This is a genomic window from Caulobacter sp. Root487D2Y (assembly GCF_001427165.1).
In the GTDB taxonomy this organism is placed as follows: domain Bacteria; phylum Pseudomonadota; class Alphaproteobacteria; order Caulobacterales; family Caulobacteraceae; genus Caulobacter.
Map to the genome: position 1 here is coordinate 119,885 of NZ_LMFD01000013.1, position 17,323 is coordinate 137,207.

Genomic DNA, 17,323 nt, shown 5'->3' on the forward strand with positions numbered 1-17,323 from the left:
GATCAACGAGGCGGAGAGAGGAGCGTTCCTAAGTCGAAAAAGCGACAATTTGGCCGCGAGGTCGCCAGGGCGGCGGGCGAATTCCTCGTCCTTCGACAAGCTCAGGATGAGGAATTCGAACTCAGCCGTCGCAGAAGCAGGCCTCATCCCGAGCTTGTCGAAGGACGAGGCCGGCTCCTGGGCGACGCCGGTTAGGTGTCCCCGCTCTACCGCGCCCGCCGCCCGGCCCGCACCGCCGCCGCCAGCGCGTCGAGCAGGCCGACCGAGGTCCCCCAGTCGACGCAGGCGTCGGTCACCGACTGGCCGTAGGTCAGGGGTTGGCCGGGGACGATGTCCTGGCGGCCGGCGACGAGATTGCTCTCGATCATCACGCCCATGACCGGCGAGCGGCCGGTCGCGACCTGGGCGCAGAGGTCGGCCACGACGGCGGGCTGGTTGTCGTGGTTCTTGCCGCTGTTGGCGTGGCTGGCGTCGACCATGATGCGGGGCGCCAGACCCGCCTTGGCCAAGGCCTGCGCCGCCGCCGCCACGCTGACTTCGTCATAGTTGGGCGTCGCGCCGCCGCGCAGCACCACATGGCAGTCGGCGTTGCCGGTGGTGGTGGCGATGGCCGCGCGGCCCTCCTTGGTCACGGCCAGGAAATGGTGCGGCTGGGCGGCGGCGGTCACCGCGTCCACGGCCACCTTCACGTCGCCGTTGGTGCCGTTCTTGAAGCCGACCGGGCACGACAGGCCCGAGGCCATCTCGCGGTGGATCTGGCTTTCGGTGGTGCGCGCGCCGATCGCGCCCCAGGCCACCAGGTCGGCGATGTATTGCGGGGTGGTGACGTCCAGGAACTCGCAGGCCGCCGGCAGGCCCTGGGCGCTGACGTCCAGCAGAACCCGCCGCGCCAGCCGCAGGCCCTCGTTGATCCGGAAGCCGCCGTCCAGGTCCGGGTCGTTGATCAGGCCCTTCCAGCCGACCGTGGTGCGGGGCTTCTCGAAATAGACCCGCATGATCACCTCCAGCTCGCCGGCATGGCGTTCGCGCTCGACAGCCAGGCGGCGGGCGTACTCCAGGGCGGCCTTGGGGTCGTGGATCGAGCACGGCCCGATCACCACCACCAGCCGGTCGTCGCGACCGCTCAGGATCTCGTGCACGGCGCGACGGGCGTCGCCGACGACCTCGGCGACCGACGAGGTGGCCGGCGCCTCGCCGATCACCTGGGCGGGCGGACTGAGGGTCTGAAGCTTTTCAATGCGCAGGTCGTCGGTGGGGACGGGCAGCGAGACGAGATGGGCGGCGGTCGAGGAAGGCACGGCGTAACTCCTGGAAGGTCTGGAGGTCCGGCGGCCATGAAAAAAGCCGCCCGGGGAACCCCTGGCGGCTGGTGAAAGGCGTTTGCGGCTCTGATTTCAGGCCGAACGATCCCCTCCCGGCGCCAGAGGCGTCGGATAGCTAAAATACCAAAACAGCTGTTGGCTGGCGGCGAGGATCATGGGCGCAAGCCTAGAGGCAAGTCGACGGCGTGTCACTAGGGTGTGTGAGGCCCGGCGGAGGGGCCGCCCTCGTCCTTCGACAAGCTCAGGATGAGGGCTGGTTTGGTGTGGTTGGCATTCGAATTCCTCATCCTGAGCTTGTCGAAGGACGAGGAATTCGCTCACCGTCAGAAACCCTACCCCGCCATCGCCTCGCGCTTCTCTTCCAGCGCCAGCCAGTCTTCCTCGGCCGTGGCCAGGTCGGCGCGGGCCTTGTCGAGGTCCTTCATGACCTTGTCGAAGCCCTTGGGATCGCGGGCGTAGAAGCCCGGATCGGCCAGCTTGGCCTCGATGTCGGCGATGATCTTCGGCGAGGCGGCGATCAGGGCCTCGCACTCCTCCAGCCGCCGCTGGTCCTTGTAGGACAGCTTGACGGTCTTCTTCGGCGGGGGCGGGGCCGACGGCGTGATCACCGCCTTGTTCGAGCCCGTGCCGGTGGCGAAGTCGCCGGCCGCGCCGCGGGCGCCCTTGAAGAAGTCCGGGGCCTGGTCGATCAGGTCGCTCCAGCCGCCGGGGGTCTCCAGCACCCGGCCGTGGCCGTTCATGGCGATGGTCGAGGTGGCCAGGCGATCGATGAAGTCACGATCGTGGCTGACCAGGATCAGGGTTCCCTCGAAATCAGCCAGGACCTCTTCCAGCAGGTCCAGGGTGTCCATGTCCAGGTCGTTGGTCGGTTCGTCCAGCACCATCAGGTTGGTCGGCGTGGCCAGGGCGCGGGCCAGCAGCAGGCGGTTGCGCTCGCCGCCCGACAGGCTGGTGACCGGCTGGCGCAGCTGGGCCTCGGTGAACAGGAACTCCTTGGCGTAGCCGGCCACGTGCTTGGGAATGCCGCGCACCAGGATGGAGTCGCCGCCGCCGGGGGTCAGGAAGTCCCACAGCGTCATCTTCTCCGACAGCGCCATGCGGTTCTGGTCGACGTAGGAGATCTCCAGATTGGTGCCCAGGCTGATCGTGCCGGCGTCGATCGGAATCTCGCCCAGCAGCATGCGCACCAGGGTGGTCTTGCCCGCCCCGTTGGGGCCGACCAGGGCCACGCGGTCGCCGCGCAGGATGCGGGTGGAGAAGTCCTCGACGATCACGCGGTCGCCGAATGTCTTGGTGACGTGCTTGGCCTCGACCACCTTCTTGCCGGAGGTGCCCGAGCTCTCGACGGCCAGGGTCATGCTGCCGCGCTTGTCGGCCTGGATGTCACGCTTCTGGGCGCGCAGGTCCATCAGGGCGCGGCGGCGGCCCTCGTTGCGGGCCCGGCGGCCCTGGACGCCGCGCGCCAGCCAGGCGTTTTCCTTCTCCAGCTGCTTGTTGAGGCGACGCTCCTCGTCGGCCTCGGCGGCCAGCACCTGCTCGCTCCAGATCTCGAACTCGGCGAAGCCCTTGTCCAGGCGGCGCACCTTGCGGTGCTCCAGCCAGAAGGTGCGTTGGGTGACGCGGTTCAGGAAGGCGCGGTCGTGGCTGACGATCAGGGCCGCGCACTTGGAGTTGGCCAGTTCCTCTTCCAGCGTCTGGATCGCGAAGATGTCCAGGTGGTTGGTCGGCTCGTCCAGCAGCAGCACGTCGGGCTGCTCGGCGAAGGCGCGGGCCAGGGCCGCGCGGCGACGCTCGCCGCCCGACAGGCCCACCGTGCTCTTGGCGTAGTCCAGGCCGAAGTCGGCCAGGGTGGCGTGGGCCTCGTAGTCCTCGGCCCCGCCGGCCGTGCAGTAGTCCAGCAGGGTCTCGCCGGCGATGTCCGGCTCCTGGCTGACATAGACGATCTTGGCGCCCGGCTGGGCGGCGCGCTCGCCGCTGTCGGCCTCGATGCCCTGGTTGGCCAGGATCTTCAGCAGGGTCGACTTGCCGGCCCCGTTGCGCCCGACCAGGCAGGCGCGCACCCGCGGCTCCAGCGCCAGGTCGACCCCGTCGAACAACGGCTTGGCGCCATCGGCGAGGCGGACGTCCTTGAGAGCCAGGACAGGGGCGCGAGTCGGGGAGGCCATGATCGGAAGGTCTTACTGTCGGCGAGGAATGAGGAGATGGGGGCGTATAGCAGGGCCGGCGAGGGGGCGGGGGGTTTTCTTGTCGCGGGGCGGGGGCGCCCGCGGACATCCTCTTTCTCCGGACAAGGATTGCAGGAACCCACGGCCACGCTACCTTGGCGCGTATGAGCGACGCGCCCGAACCCCGCACACAGATTCAACCGCTCTATCCGCTCGGCGTGGTCCTCGTCACGGGCCTGTTGTGGTGGGCCGACGGCCGGCTGTGGGCTTCGACGGCGGCCTATGCCCACGATAGCTTCTGGTTCGTCATGATGGCGCAGTTCGTGCTCGGGTCCTGGCTCCGCAAATCCCGGTTTGGGCAAGTCTTCGCCGTGCTCCTGGACGGCGCGTTCTTCTGGGTCGGCGCCCAATGGGCCTGGGGCGGTATCGCGAGCGGCGGCGCGGGGCGCTGGATCGTGCTGATCGGCGGCGGCGTCACGCTGGCGTTGATTTTCGCGAGCGTGGCGTGGGAGCGGTTCCCGGCCGCTTGGCGCGCCCGCGTGGCGGCCTCGAGGATCGCGCGTGGCGTTGGGATCTGCCTGATCGTCGCGACGGTGGGCGGCTTTCTCTGGTTGGAAGGCGACGGCTCCTCCACGGGGAACGTGCTGGAAGAGCTGCCTTGGACCGTGTTGGCCATGCTCCTGGCCCTGGCCGGCGCCCTGGCCCTAGCGCTGTGGCGGCTGGACGGCTGGAAGCGCGTCCTGGCCTGCTGGGTGATAGCGAGTCTGGCCTGGGTGGGCCTGATGACGGGTCTTGCGACAGGCGTTCCCCCAGGCGCGGTCGGCGCGGGCGGATGGTTGCTGGCGATCGTGCCGCCGCTGATCGGCGGCGCGGTGACGACGGCCTATTGGCGAATCCAAAAGACATACCGGGTCTAGCCGAGCCTCAGGCCGCCTGGGGCAGGCGGTGGAAAACGACACGAAGCCCCGGAGGTTGCGCAAAGCCTCCATAAGGCCGCGCCGCCGGCCGGTGTGGTCACCGGTGGGTGAGTGTGCGTCCCCGTCAGCCAAGAAAAAGGGGCCGCCCTTGCGGGCGGCCCCTCCATCTCATCGGGGTTCGTACTGGTGACCCCGTACGCGAGATCTCTTTGAACCAGGCGCGCGCCTAGTACTTCATCTTCACGCCGACGCGGAAGAACCGGCCGATGAGGCCCGCTTGCGAGAAGGTCGGGTTGTAGTTCACGCCGGCGTAGTTGGCCGGGTTGAACTGCGGACCCTCGTCGGTGGCGTTGAGCACCGCCGCCTGGAGCTGGACCTTGTCGTTGATGTCGTACGAGCCGGTCAGGTCCAGGTCGATGAAGGCCTTGCTGTGGCAGAACTTGTTGTCGATCTCGGTTCCGCCGTCATAGAGGCATTCGGGACCGGAATCGGCGTCGATCGAGCGCTGGCCGCTGACATAGTTGACCGCGCCGGTGATCCGCCACGGACCTTGAGCGAAGCTGTTGGTCCACACGCCGCGATACTTCGGCGTGCCCGCGCCCGACGACAGGGCGTAGGGGCTTTGCTTGCCGACGTAGTTGCTGGTCACGCCCGCGATCGTGAAGTCGTAGTTGAAGATCACGGTCGCATCGAGCTCGCTGGTCCAGCGCACCTCGCCCCAGGGCAGGTCGTAGTCGGTGCGGATGTTCCAGTCCATGCCGCTGGTCGACAGCGAGTCGGCGTTCACATAGGGCGAGCCCACCGACAGCACGCGCGGCAGGGCCGTCGGGTTCAGCGGGTCGGGCGCGTCCGGGGTGATCGTGTAGCCGGGCGGGATCGGCTGGCCGGCATAGTAGGCCGCCAGGGCCGGGCCCGAGGTCAGGGCCGCGATCACGTCCTTCTTGTCGATGTGGTAGTAGTCCAGCGAGGTGCTGAAGTGACGGTTCGGGGCCCAGACGCCGCCGAACGTGTAGCTTTCCGACTTCTCCGGCTTGATGTCCGGATTGGCCGTGGTGTTCAGCTGGAACGCGTAGGTCTGGGTGTAGGCGTTGCCGCCGTTCGGGAACGAGCCGGGGTGCAGCGCGATGAAGCTGGCCGGCAGGCCTTGCGAGTTGGTGAAGCCGATCGAGGCGCTGTCGCCGCCTTCCGAGAAGCTCGGCGCGCGGAAGCCCTTCGAATAGGTCGCCCGCAGGGCCAGGGTCTTGATCGGGGTCCACTTGGCCGCCAGCTTCGGCGAGAAGTTGCCGCCGACGTCGGAATAGTGGTCGTAGCGGCCCGAGAGGTTCAGCTCGAGGCTCTCCAGCACCGGCAGGCCGATTTCACCGAAGGCCGAGGCCACGGTGCGGTTGCCGCGGGTCTGGGCCGAGCCCAGGCCCTGGGTGTCGCCGAACGGATTGATGTTCGGATCCTCGGTGGCCTCGTAGCGGAACTGGCCGCCGAAGGCGACGCCGATCGGACCGCCGCGCAGCTCGCCGAACTGGCGGGTGGCGTTGAAGTCGATCGAGTCCAGGTCGGTGGTCGAGGTCTTCAGCATCACCGGCGCGAGCTTGTCGCGGACGGCCTGGCTGTTGGCCGACGGGTTCATGAAGTTGTAGGTGCCGTTGGTGATGACGTCGATCAGGGCATTGTAGCTGATGAAGCCTTCCTGACGGGTCTCCAGCGACGAGTGGGCGATGACCAGGGTCGAGTTGTAGTCCCAGCCGAGCGCGTCGCCCTTCACGCCGCCCGCCATGCGGTAGACGCGGTTGGTGTAGGTGTTCTTCGACGGAATGTCGCCGAAGCCGTAGTTGATCAGCGCCGAACCGGTCGGGCCGGCATAGGCGGGGTTGGCGCCCGAATAGGGGTTCATCGGGTTCAGGCTGCCGTCCGGCAGGAACTGCGGCAGGGCGATGCCCACGGTGTTGTGCGGCGAGCCGACCACGACCTGCTGCAGGCCGTTGTTCACGTCGACCTTGTTCTGGAAGATGCTGCCGCTGAGATAGGCCTCGAGGTGGTCGGTCGGCTTGACCGTGAAGCGGCCGTAGCCGCCGATGCGCTCCTGCTTGGGCTGGTGGTCGCCATAGGTGGCGATGTTGCTGGCGCAGTAGTTGTTGCCGTCGGCGTCGGTGGTCAGCGGGGCGTCGGGGCCGCAGGTCCGCAGCGGGTTGCCGGCATAGGCCGCGCCGGTCGCCGGGTCGATCAGGGCCGTGGCCTTGTGGGTGACCGGGTCGATGGCGCCGCCGACCACCGCGTAGCCGTAGGGGCCGGAGGCGCGGAAGCCGGGCTGGGGATTGTTGTTGTCCCCGCCGATCGAGGTCAGATCGTTGTTGTTGAACGGGAAACCGCGCTGGTCGATGCGGATCCGGTCGTCCTTCTGGTATTCGAAGTCGACATAGGCGTTGTACTTGTCGGCGTCGACGTCGCCATAGCCGGCCTCGGCGTTGAAGCGGAACTGGGCGCCGCCGCCGTGCTGGGTTCCGCCGTAGGACGCCTCGGCGTCCGCGCCCTGGAAGTTCGACTTCATGATCACGTTGACCACGCCGCCGATGGCGTCGGCGCCGTACAGCGACGAGGCGCCGTCCTTCAGGGTCTCGACCCGCTCGACCGCGTTGAACGGAATGGTGTTCAGGTCGACGAAGCCCTTCTGACCGTCGTCGGCCAGCGGGTAGTTGGCGGTGCGCTCGCCGTCGATCAGCACCAGGGTCGAGTTGACCGACAGGCCGCGCAGGGCGACGCCCGACGAGCCGGCCGCGAAGCCGTTGCCGAACGCGGTGGGGATGCTGCCGCTGTTGTCGGCGGCCAGGGTGCGGATGGCGTCGGCCACCGAGGTGATGCCGCGCTGTTCCAGCTGGGCCTGGGTCTGGACGGTGACGGGCGAGGGGGTCTCGGCGTCGGTGCGCCGCAGCAGCGAACCGGTGACGACGACGGCCTCGACCTCGTTGTCGGCGGGCGCGGCCTGGGCGGCGGGCGCCGGCGCGGTCTGCGCGTTCGCGGCGAAGGCGGCGAAGGTGGCGACCCCCGCGATCATCGTCGTCGCGAACAGGCGTCCGCGGGTGATTTGCAATTTCATGTCGGTCCCTCCAGGCGCTCGGAGTCTGGTCTCGTCGACCCGCTCGTCCCGTCGCCCTGTCAGTTTCAGGTTTCCCGGATGGACCTGCGTCCCCGGTTGCCTTTGGGATAGGAGCCGCCAAAGACGCCCGTCAATCGTCGACGCCGCTATGTAATCAATATGTCTAGGACCTGTCACATCCAAGCAACTGCCGATACCGAAATGCGGCGACAATGGGTCTTTTAGGTGTCAGCGGTGCAATGTGATGTAGATAGAACGCCGATATCCAAGCTTGACTGCAAATATAAGGGTTCCTTGATCTATATGATCTGAAATGAATCCTTACAGTCCTGTAACTATTATAACGTTGCTCATCGAAAGTCGATATTCCGAGATCGATTATCGATATGTGCAAGCGCACAAAGCGAGGCCCGCGGGCGAGCCCGGGCGTGCCCCCGGAAGCCTTGAGCGCCCGTCTGGCGCGGGGCGACCGTTCGTCGCAGCGGGCCCCGGTTAAGCTCTTGGCCACCCCCTTCGCGGCAAAAGGCTTGGTTCGGTCGGGGGATGTCGTGGGACCTGAAGCAGACTTGTCGGAATCGAGCCTGAAAGAGGGCGTCGTCGCCGCTTCGCGCGAGGGCGTTGACAGCGATGTCTGGTCGCCGTCCGTCCGGCGTCGCCGGTCGTGGACCCGCAACGGGGCGGAGCTGTGCCTGATCGCGCTGTTCGTCCTGACCGCCGCGATCATCGGGTTCCAGCACCAGCTGTTCGACCGCGAGATCGTGGTGACCGACGCCACCGCGGCCAATTACGGCTACAGCGGCTATGCCGACCAGGTGATCGGCGGCAGCTCCAGCTTCAAGGCTTCCGACAAGCCGCTGGCCTGGTCCTGCGACCTGAAGCCCGGGGCCTCGGTCTCGCTGTTCTGCGGCTACGAGGTGGTGCTCGACGGCAACGGCGCCCTGCGGGGCATGGACCTGCGCACTCTGGACACGATCACCCTGACGATCGACTACGACGGGCCGGCCACCGCCCTGCGGTTCTATCTGAAGAACCAGGACGGCCGGTACAGCAAGATCGGCGACCGTTCGACCGCCAAGATCAACAAGGTCGAGTTCTCGGTCCACAAGGGCCGCCAGACCGTGACCCTCAGTCCCCGCGACTTCAGCGTCGCCGAATGGTGGCTGTCGGGAAAGAACTTCGCGCCCGAGCTGGCCCGCCCCCAGTTCGACGACATCGTGGCGATGGAGGTGTCCACCGCCACGGTCGCGCCCCCGGGACGCTACGACATGAGGATCCAGTCGCTGGTCCTGCGCCGCTCCAGCGTCGCGCCCGCCACCCTGTACCTGATCATCCTGGCCTCGTGGGCGGTGCTGATCGGCCTCTACATGGCCGTGCGGGTCGAGCGCGCGCGCAAGGACACCCGCGACAAGGAACGGGCCCAGGCGCAGGCGCGCGCGGCCCTGGCCGAGGCCAAGGCGGTCGCCGAGCGGGCCAGCGAGGCCAAGTCCGACTTCCTGGCCCATATGAGCCACGAGCTGCGCACGCCGCTGAACGCGGTGCTGGGCTACGCCCAGCTGCTGGAGCGCCGGAACCTGGCCAAGGCGGACCTGAGCGCCGTCCGGACCATCCATCGCAGCGGCGAGCACCTGCTGTCGCTGATCACCGACCTGCTGGACCTGTCCAAGATCGAGGCGGGGCGCATGGAGCTGCGCGCCGCGCCCGTGCGGCTACGCCAGGCGGTCGCCGCGGTCGCCGAGATGATCCAGGTGCGGGCCGAGGAAAAGGGTCTGACGTTCGAATGCCTGGTCGCCGACGACGCGCCCGAGGCCGTCCTGGCCGACGACAAGCGCCTGCGCCAGATCCTGCTCAACCTGCTCGGCAACGCCGTCAAGTTCACCAGCGAGGGGCGGGTGTCGCTGCGCGTGGCGATGCTGGACCACGACGCGGCCGCCGCGACCCTGCGCTTCGAAGTGCAGGACAGCGGCCCGGGCATCGCCGAGGACGAGCTCGAGCGGATCTTCCAGCCGTTCGAGCAGGTCGGCGAGATCCAGCGTCGCGAAGCCGGCGCCGGGCTGGGCCTGGCCATCAGCCGGCAGCTGGCCGGGCTGATGGGCGCGACGATCCAGGTTCAGAGCCGCCTGGGCCAAGGCGCCTGTTTCTGGTTCGAGGTCCGCCTGCCCCTGGCCCAGGCGCTGGACGCGGACGGGGCCCCGGCCCTGGCCGACATCCGCGGCTACGCCGGCGCGCGCCGCCGCCTGCTGGTGGTCGACGACAACCCCGACAACCGCGACCTGCTGCGCGACCTGCTGCTGCCCCTGGGCTTTACGATCGAGACCGCCGGCGACGGCCGCGAGGCGGTGCGGGTCGCCCAGGCCGTGCGGCCCGACCTGATTCTGATGGACCTGAAGATGCCGGTGATGGACGGCCATGAGGCCACCCGGCTGATGCGGCTGATCGAACCGCTGAAGGACGCGCCGATCATCGCCGTGTCGGCCAACAACGCCGAGGAGGCCCGGGCCAGCGCCCGGCTGGCGGGGGCCGACGACTTCGTCGCCAAGCCCATCGACAACGGCGAGCTGCTGTGCGCCATCGGCCGGGCTCTGGACCTGCGATGGGTCGTCGCCGACGCGCCCGAAGCCCAGGCCGAAGTCGAGGCCGAAGCCGGGCCCGCCGCCGGTCCCGCGCGCCGCCTGCGGATCCTGGCGGCCGAGGACAACCCCGCCAACAAGGCGCTGCTGCGCGCCATGCTGCAGGGGCTGGACGTCGAGCTGAGGCTGGCCGCCGACGGGGCCGAGGCGGTCGAGGCCTGGGCGGCCGACGAGTTCGACCTGGTGCTGATGGACGTGCGGATGCCGGGCATGAACGGCGTCGAGGCCGCTCGGGCCATCCGCCTGGACGAGGCCCGGACCGGCCGCCGGCGCACCCCGATCGTCGCCCTGTCGGGCGACGCGTCGGCGCACCACCAGGTCGAGTACGAGGCCGCGGGCATGGACGCCTGCCTGGCCAAGCCGATCGACCTGCGCCAGCTGTATGCGCTGATCGAGGCCGTGGCCGAAGAGACCGCGCCGGAGCTGCGGGCGGTCGGCTGATGGGCGATCAGCGCTAGGTGCGTTCTCCCCGTCCTTCGACAAGCTCAGGATGAGGATTTCTACTGTCGAGGCCTGCGCAATGGTCCTCATCCTGAGCTTGTCGAAGGACGAGGGCCACGCACGGCGCCTGAATATCGATAGCCCCTAGTACGGCAGCTGCTCCGGCGCTCCGCTCGACGTCGTCGCCGCCCCCTCCGGCGTCGCCGCCGGCTCCAGCTCCGAGGCCGAGCGGGCGAACTCGGCGCCCAGGGTCTCGTAGAAGCCGTTGCGCGGATCGGGCGTCGACAGGGGCTCGGGATCGGGCAGCAACCAGGGGAAGTCGCGCACCGCCAGCCCCTCGTGGGCCGCCAGCATGTAGCGCCGCCAGATGCTGGCCGGGATGTCGCCCCCGACCACCCGGTTCATCGGCCGGTCGTCGTCATTGCCCACCCAGACCCCGGTCACATAGTCGGGCGTGAAGCCCACGAACCAGGCGTCGCGCCAGTTCTGGCTGGTGCCGGTCTTGCCCGCCGCCGGCCGGCCGAACGCCGCCCGCTTGGCGGTGCCGACCTCGACCACCTTCATCATCATCTTGACCATCATGCTGGCCTTGCTGATGTCGTAGACGCTGGGCGGCGCGGCCGGGGCGGTGTGGGTGAAGATCGGCTCGCCGCCCTGGGTGGCGATGCTCTCGATCACATAGGGCTGCACGCGGGCGCCGCCCTGCTGGAACACCTGGAAGCCCGAGGTCAGCTGCAGCAGGTTCACCTCATAGGCCCCCAGCGCCACCGACAGGTCGGGATTGGAGGGCAGGCTCGTTATTCCAAAACGCCGGGCCAGGTCGCCGATCGCCGGGCCGCCGGCCTCCTGGGCCAGCTTGACGGCGACGGTGTTGATCGAATTGACCAGGGCGTCCTGCACGGTCATCGGGCCGCGATAGCCGCCGGCGTAGTTCTCGGGCTTCCAGTCGCCGAACTGCACCGGCCCGTCGACGCGGATGTCGCTGGGCAGCACGCCCTTCTCCAGGGCGGCGGCGTAGACGAACGGCTTGAAGGTCGAGCCCGGCTGGCGGCGGGCCTGGACGGCGCGGTTGAACGGGCTTTCGATATAGTCGGTCCCGCCGACCATGGCCCGCACGGCCCCGTCGGCCGACAGCGACAGCAGGGCCGCCTGGCGGGCCCCGGCGCCCTCGCCGCCGATGGCGATGGCCTGGCGGACGGTCTCGACGCCCACATGCTGCAGGCGCGGGTCGATGGTCAGGCGCACAACCAGGTCCGGGGCGTTCTGGCCGGCGATGCGCACGGCCTCGCTGGTGGCGTAGTCCAGCACCCAGCCGTAGTCGCCCTCGTCCTGGATGGCCAGGGGCGACAGGCGCGGGGTGTTGTCCAGGGCCTGGCTCTCCTGCTCGGCGGTGATCCAGCCTTCCTTGCGCATGCTAGTCAGGATCAGGCGCGAGCGGGCCAGGGCGCGGCTCATGTCGCGGGTCAGGGCCATGCGCGAGGGCGCCTTGGGCAGGCTGGCCAGCAGGGCGGCCTCGGACAGGGTCAGCTGGCTGGCCGGCTTGTTGAAATAGGTCTGGGACGCGCCGTCGACGCCATAGGTGCCGGCCCCGAAATAGACCCGGTTCAGATACAGCTCCAGGATCTCGTCCTTGGTCAGCACCCGCTCCAGCTTCCAGGCCAGGTACATCTCCTGCACCTTGCGCTTGGTGATCCGGTCGGGGGTCAGGAACAGGCCCTTGGCCAGTTGCTGGGTCAGGGTCGAGGCGCCCTGCACGGTGCGGCCGGCCTTGCGGTTGACGTTCAACGCCCGGACGATGCCGTACAGGTCGATGGGGCCGTGCTTGTAGAACCGCCGGTCCTCGGCCGCCAGGAAGGCCTGGGGCACGTAGTTGGGCACCGTTCCCAGGGTGATGCGCCGGCCGTAGCGCGGACCGCGGGTGGCGATCACCTGGCCGTTGCGGTCCTCGAACCGAATGCCGGGCGCGCGGTTGACCGCGAACAGCGCCTCGCGCGACGGCAGGGGCGGGGCGTCGCGCAGGTACTTCCACCAGACATAGCCGGCGCCCGAGGCGGCGGTCAGCAGGGCCAGCAGGACGACGACGGCCAGGGTCCACCAGATCCAGCGGCCGCGCTTGGCCTTGGCGTGCTTGAGGTCGGCGCGGAAAGGCTCTTCCGGCGGGCGCCGCCCAGGGGGAGGCGGGGGCGGTTCGGACAGCGGCGGCGGCGTCGCCGAGGCGAATTCCGCGGGCCGCGCGGGCTGTTGGCCCTTGGGCCCATCGTCGAAGCGATAGGGCGGCAGCGTCCAGTCGTTCAAGTCGGCCCCCCGGTCACTTTGGTCCCATCCCGTTTGAAGAGAGGGCGAATAGGGTTTAGGACGCCGGGATGATGGCGCGCAAACCTTTCTGGGAGACGAAGTCCCTAAATCAGATGACCGTCCCCGAGTGGGAGAGTCTATGCGACGGCTGCGGCCTTTGCTGCCTGGTTCGCTTCGAAGACGAAGACACCGGCGAGATCATCCCCACGCGGGTGCATTGCCAGCTGTTCGACGAGCACCGCTGCACCTGCAAGGACTATCCCAACCGCCGCAAGACCGTGCCCGACTGCATCAAGCTGACGCCGCACAACATCGAGACCCTGGAGTGGATGCCGCCCTCCTGCGCCTATCGCCGGCTGCACGAGGGCAAGAGCCTGCCGCTGTGGCATCCGCTGATCACCGGCGATCCGGAAAGCACCCACAAGGCCGGGATCTCGGTGCGCGACCAGACGGTGTCGGAGCTGTCGTTCAGCGATCCGGAAGACGCCCTGGACTTCGTGGCCACCGACCTGATGTACGACAAGAGCGACGTTATCTACGACCCCGAGGACTGAGCCTTGAAACCCTCTTCCATGGGGAGAGGGTTTCAAGGGCGAGCCCGGCCGCCATGCTGAACCAAGCCAATTCCGGGTTTCCACCGATTTACACCTTAAGGTCACGGCCGGATCGTCCCGGCGGAGCAGATCCGGAGCCCGACCATGGACAGACGCCATTTCGCCGCCCTGGCCCTCACCAGCCTCGCGATGACCGCCGCCGCCCGGCCCGCCCTGGCGGCCAAGCCGGGGGCCGAGTGGGACGGGCTGGTCAAGGTCAAGGCCAAGCGGTTCGACAAGGTCTATCTGCGGCCCGGCGCCGACTTTCGCGGCTACACCAAGGTGATCCTCGACCCGACCGAGATCGCGTTCGAGAAGAACTGGCAGCGCGACTACAACAATAACCAGAGGTCGACCTCGCTGGAGGTCACCGACCGGGACATCCAGCGCATGATCGAGGAGGGCCGCAAGTCCGCCGCCGAGATCCTGCAGAAGGCCTATACGGCGGGCGGCTATCCGGTGGTGACCGAGCCGGCGTCCGACGTCCTGCGGGTGCGCACCTCCCTGATCGACATCATCGTCCGCGCGCCGGACGTCATGGGCCCGGCGAACGTGCGCACCTACAGCCGCGACGCCGGCGAGATCACCCTGGTGGTGGAGGCGCGGGACTCGCTGACCGGATCCCTGCTGGGCCGGGTGGTCGACGACCGCACGATCGACGACTTCACGATGGAATGGCGCAACCGGGTCACCAACCGCATGGACTTCGACCGGCAGGTCGAGTCCTGGGCCAAGAACAGCGTCAAGGGCCTGAACCAGCTGAAGACCCTGTCGCCGATCGCGGGGTAGGGCGGTCGCATTCAGCACTTTGAACGGCTCGGCCCGTCTCCGAGCCATCCCTTTGATCCGTCATTCCCGCCCTGAAATGACGGGATCCACCGCGACCGACAATGTCCGTCGCCGGCGCTGAGCGCGGACATGCTGATCGTTGTTCGGGGTGGAAAAGGCAAGCACCCGGCGCGCCTGCTGGCGATACGGGCGCCTGGGTCTCACAGCTTCACATTACAGAAGCTTTAGTTGGCGCCGTTCGGGAACGCGGCCATGGCTGCCCCGCCCGAGGGGAAAGACATGCGCGTATTGTTTCTGTTGCTGGTGCTTCTTGCCGCACCGTCCGCTGGCCTCGCAGACTCTAACTTTACCCGCGCGAACCCGCCCGGCCCGCACGCGGTGGGACTGAAGGTCGTCGATCAATACGATTTCTCCCGCGCCTATCGGGGGCTCACCGACGTCGCCACGGGCAAGGTGGTCACCGGAGAGCGAGCGCGGCCGATCCAGACCTTTGTCTGGTACCCTGCGGCAAAGACCGCCGAGCCGACTATGACCGTCGCCGACTATCTCAAGATCGGCGCCAGCGACGACGATTTCGAACACACGCCCGCCGAGCGCGCGGCCCTGGAGGCCGCGTTCGCCCGGCAACGGACCGGCGCCCTGTCGCCGCAGCGCGCCAAGGCCGAGCTGGCCGCGCCGATGCAGGCCCATCGTGACGCCGCCGCCGTATCAGGCAAGTTCCCGGTCGTGATCTACGCTCCTAGCTTCAGCGCCTGGGCGTTCGAGAACGCCGACCTGTGCGAATACCTGGCCAGCCAGGGCTATGTGGTCATCGCGAGCCCCAGCCTGGGTCAGGCTCAGCGCGACATGACAACCGACCTGGAGGGCGTCGAGACCCAGGCGGGCGACATCGAATTCCTGATTGGCTACGCCCATGGCCTGCCCCAGGCCGACACCAACCGCTTGGCCGTGATCGGCTATAGCTGGGGCGGCCTGGCCAATGTCTTGGCCGCGGCCAAGGATAGCCGCATCGACGCCCTGGTCGCCTTGGACGGCTCGGTCCGGTACTGGCCCCAGTTGCTCAAGCAGGCCGCCTACGCCACCCAGGCCCGCGCCACCGCACCGCTGCTCTTTGTCGCCGCCCGGCCGCGTGAGATCGAGGAGCTGTCAGAGGGCCGCAACGAAGTGACCAGCCCGCTCAACCACATGAAATATGCCGATGTCTACCGCGTGACGCTGGCCCCCTTGGTGCATGAGAACTTCTCGGTGATGTTCGGCCAGCGCCTGCTGGGCGACAGCCGTTACGACGAGTACGACAAGGACGAGCTGTCGACCGCAACCGCCTGGATGGAGACCTATGTCCGCCGGTTCCTGGACGCCTATCTGAAAGGCGACGCGGCCAGCCGGGCGTTCCTAGACCTGCCGGCCGCCAAGAGCGGCGCGCCCGCCCATCTGCTGACCACCCGCGTGACCCACAGCCAGGGCGCGCCGCCCACCCGCGCGGCTTTCGCCGCCGAACTGGCTCGCCAGGGTTTCGGCAAGACGTCGAGCGTCTACGAGGCCTTCAAGGCCCGGGAGCCCAACTTCACGCTCTCCGACGACGAGCTTGTGAGCTGGGGCTACCAGCGCATGGGCGACGGGGACATCGGCGCGGCGATCGCCCTGCTTCGGCTGGACACCGAGATCCACGCGGACAGCTGGAACGCCTTCGACAGCCTGGGCGAGGCCTACGCCAAGAACGGCGACAAGGCCCTGGCGATCGCCGCCTACCGCCAGTCGCTGGTGCTGAACCCGAAGAACACCAACGGGGTCGAGCAATTGAGAGCGCTCGGGGTGCAGCCCTAGGGGCGCAAAAGGCCCACGGCGCGACGTCCGCGACGGGTCCTGTCCCGCCATCTGCAGCGGAGCCCGATCCGGACCTTCAGATCGCGGCCGCGAGCAATTGTCGGTCTCGGGTGACGCACGCCCTTGTGGCGGGAACCCCTCTGTCCGCCGCAAGTGCGGGGGTGTGGCGCGCCAGCGCGCCATTTCGCTTCACCGTCATCTGAACCAGGGGTTCCCGCCACAAGGGCGGGAATGACGGTTAGAAGGGGAGGGTTTGGAGCAGCTCAAGGCTCCGATCTAGACCCTCAATCCCCTGGCCCCCGCTTGCCCGACAGCAGGGCGTAGATCGCCATGGCGTGCCCGTGGCCCAGGCCCAGCTGGCCCTTGCCCCAGGCCACGACCTGGCCGGCCTTCACGTCCGGCTTGAGCGCGCCGCCCTCCGACAGCCCGGCCGCGTCGGCCGCCGCCTTCAGGGCCGGGGCGTCGAGGCCGGTCTTGGCCTGGATGGTGTCGAGATAGGCTTGGAAGGACATCGGGCGGCTCCGTGGGGTGGCTGTTGATCCCAGGACGGGCGGGAAGCGCGCTGGCCGACAGGGGGCGGTGGTTTTTTTGCCCGCCCCTCGCCCCCGTCGTCGCCGGTTCGCGCCAGCGGACAGGCCTCGCCGAGGCGCTTTCGTGAGACGTCTGTCGAAGGCCATCGCGGGTCGCCGGCGCCGCCGAAGGTCGAAGAAAGTCAGCGGACCATGTCGATTTTGGACGGGTCCGATCGTCGTCCCGATGAGGCTGGCGGTCGCGGTCCGAGTCGCGGCCTGGCGAACCTAGAAAGGGAGACCTCCGGCATGAGCGTGCGCGAGCAGATCGAGGGCTACATCGGCGATCAGTCTCCAGCCAAACGCGAGGAATTGCGGGATCTACACCGGCGCATCCTGGCGATTTCGCCCGACGCCAAGCTTTGGTTCCTGGATGGCCGGAACGACGCCGGCAAGGTCGTTTCCAATCCGAATATCGGCTACGGCTCGGAGACGCTCAGCTACGCCGCCGGGGAGTCCCGGGCGTTCTACAAGATCGGCCTGAGCGCCAACACGTCCGGACTGTCGGTCTACGTCATGGGCCTCAAGGACAAGACCTACCTGTCCAGGACCTATGGGGCGCGGCTCGGGAAGGCCAAGGTCTCCGGCTATTGCATCAGCTTCAGGTCCGTAAAGGACGTGGACCTCGGCGTGCTCGAGGAGCTCGTCGCCGACGCCCTGGGGCCGGGGCCGGCGGGCGCGTCGTCCTAGGAC

The 17,323-nt window shown here is 68.3% G+C and carries 12 protein-coding genes and 1 pseudogene; 7 read left to right on the forward strand and 6 right to left on the reverse strand.

The features are described from left to right. Positions 1–78: 78 nt before the first annotated feature. A pseudogene (locus tag ASD38_RS24760) lies at positions 79–180 on the forward strand (hypothetical protein); the annotation flags it as partial. Positions 181–206: 26 nt separating this feature from the next. Here the strand turns inward: ASD38_RS24760 and ASD38_RS19570 are convergent. From ASD38_RS19570 to ASD38_RS19575, 3 genes are all read right to left on the reverse strand, one after another. Further along, positions 207–1,298, reverse strand: a complete 1,092-nt coding sequence (locus tag ASD38_RS19570; protein WP_056442853.1) for a 3-deoxy-7-phosphoheptulonate synthase — start codon at positions 1,296–1,298, stop codon at positions 207–209. Between the two features lie 96 nt (positions 1,299–1,394). Beyond that, positions 1,395–1,478 carry a hypothetical protein gene (locus tag ASD38_RS24080; RefSeq protein WP_145688053.1) on the reverse strand — a complete coding sequence of 28 codons (84 nt, stop codon included), beginning with the start codon at positions 1,476–1,478 and terminating at the stop codon, positions 1,395–1,397. Positions 1,479–1,654: 176 nt separating this feature from the next. Next, positions 1,655–3,487 (reverse strand): ABC-F family ATP-binding cassette domain-containing protein, encoded by a 1,833-nt coding sequence (locus tag ASD38_RS19575; protein WP_056462696.1) that lies wholly within the window; start codon positions 3,485–3,487, stop codon positions 1,655–1,657. 164 nt (positions 3,488–3,651) lie between these two features. On the opposite strand from ASD38_RS19575, the gene ASD38_RS19580 reads away from it, so the two are divergent. Beyond that, positions 3,652–4,404, forward strand: a complete 753-nt coding sequence (locus tag ASD38_RS19580; RefSeq protein WP_056462698.1) for a hypothetical protein — start codon at positions 3,652–3,654, stop codon at positions 4,402–4,404. 226 nt (positions 4,405–4,630) lie between these two features. Here the strand turns inward: ASD38_RS19580 and ASD38_RS19585 are convergent, their stop codons facing one another. Beyond that, positions 4,631–7,492 (reverse strand): TonB-dependent receptor plug domain-containing protein, encoded by a 2,862-nt coding sequence (locus ASD38_RS19585; protein WP_056462701.1) that lies wholly within the window; start codon positions 7,490–7,492, stop codon positions 4,631–4,633. Between the two features lie 566 nt (positions 7,493–8,058). Between ASD38_RS19585 and ASD38_RS19590 the strand changes: the two genes are divergently transcribed. After that, positions 8,059–10,560 carry a response regulator gene (locus ASD38_RS19590; protein ID WP_056462704.1) on the forward strand — a complete coding sequence of 834 codons (2,502 nt, stop codon included), beginning with the start codon at positions 8,059–8,061 and terminating at the stop codon, positions 10,558–10,560. Positions 10,561–10,704: 144 nt separating this feature from the next. Here ASD38_RS19590 and pbpC read toward each other — a convergent pair whose 3' ends face one another. Beyond that, a complete protein-coding gene (pbpC, locus tag ASD38_RS19595) occupies positions 10,705–12,855 on the reverse strand; it encodes a multimodular transpeptidase-transglycosylase PbpC (protein WP_056462707.1) in 2,151 nt (716 codons plus the stop codon). 68 nt (positions 12,856–12,923) lie between these two features. Here pbpC and ASD38_RS19600 point away from each other — a divergent pair, with 68 nt between their 5' ends. The 3 genes from ASD38_RS19600 (at position 12,924) to ASD38_RS19610 (ending at position 16,061) form a co-directional block, all read left to right on the forward strand. Next, entirely contained in the window at positions 12,924–13,409 is a 486-nt protein-coding gene (locus ASD38_RS19600) for a YcgN family cysteine cluster protein (RefSeq protein ID WP_056442837.1), read from the forward strand. A 144-nt stretch (positions 13,410–13,553) separates the two neighbouring features. Beyond that, entirely contained in the window at positions 13,554–14,237 is a 684-nt protein-coding gene (locus ASD38_RS19605; RefSeq protein ID WP_056462709.1) for a DUF3313 family protein, read from the forward strand. A gap of 528 nt (positions 14,238–14,765) precedes the next feature. Continuing rightward, positions 14,766–16,061, forward strand: a complete 1,296-nt coding sequence (locus tag ASD38_RS19610) for a dienelactone hydrolase family protein (RefSeq protein WP_235523900.1) — start codon at positions 14,766–14,768, stop codon at positions 16,059–16,061. Positions 16,062–16,345: 284 nt separating this feature from the next. Here ASD38_RS19610 and ASD38_RS19615 read toward each other — a convergent pair whose 3' ends face one another. Further along, on the reverse strand, positions 16,346–16,573 hold the full coding sequence (locus tag ASD38_RS19615) for a DUF4287 domain-containing protein (RefSeq protein ID WP_056442829.1): 228 nt from the start codon (positions 16,571–16,573) through the stop codon (positions 16,346–16,348). Positions 16,574–16,879: 306 nt separating this feature from the next. On the opposite strand from ASD38_RS19615, the gene ASD38_RS19620 reads away from it, so the two are divergent. Next, complete coding sequence (locus ASD38_RS19620; protein WP_056462715.1) at positions 16,880–17,320, forward strand: DUF1801 domain-containing protein; 441 nt, start codon at positions 16,880–16,882, stop codon at positions 17,318–17,320. The last annotated feature ends 3 nt before the right edge of the window (positions 17,321–17,323 follow it).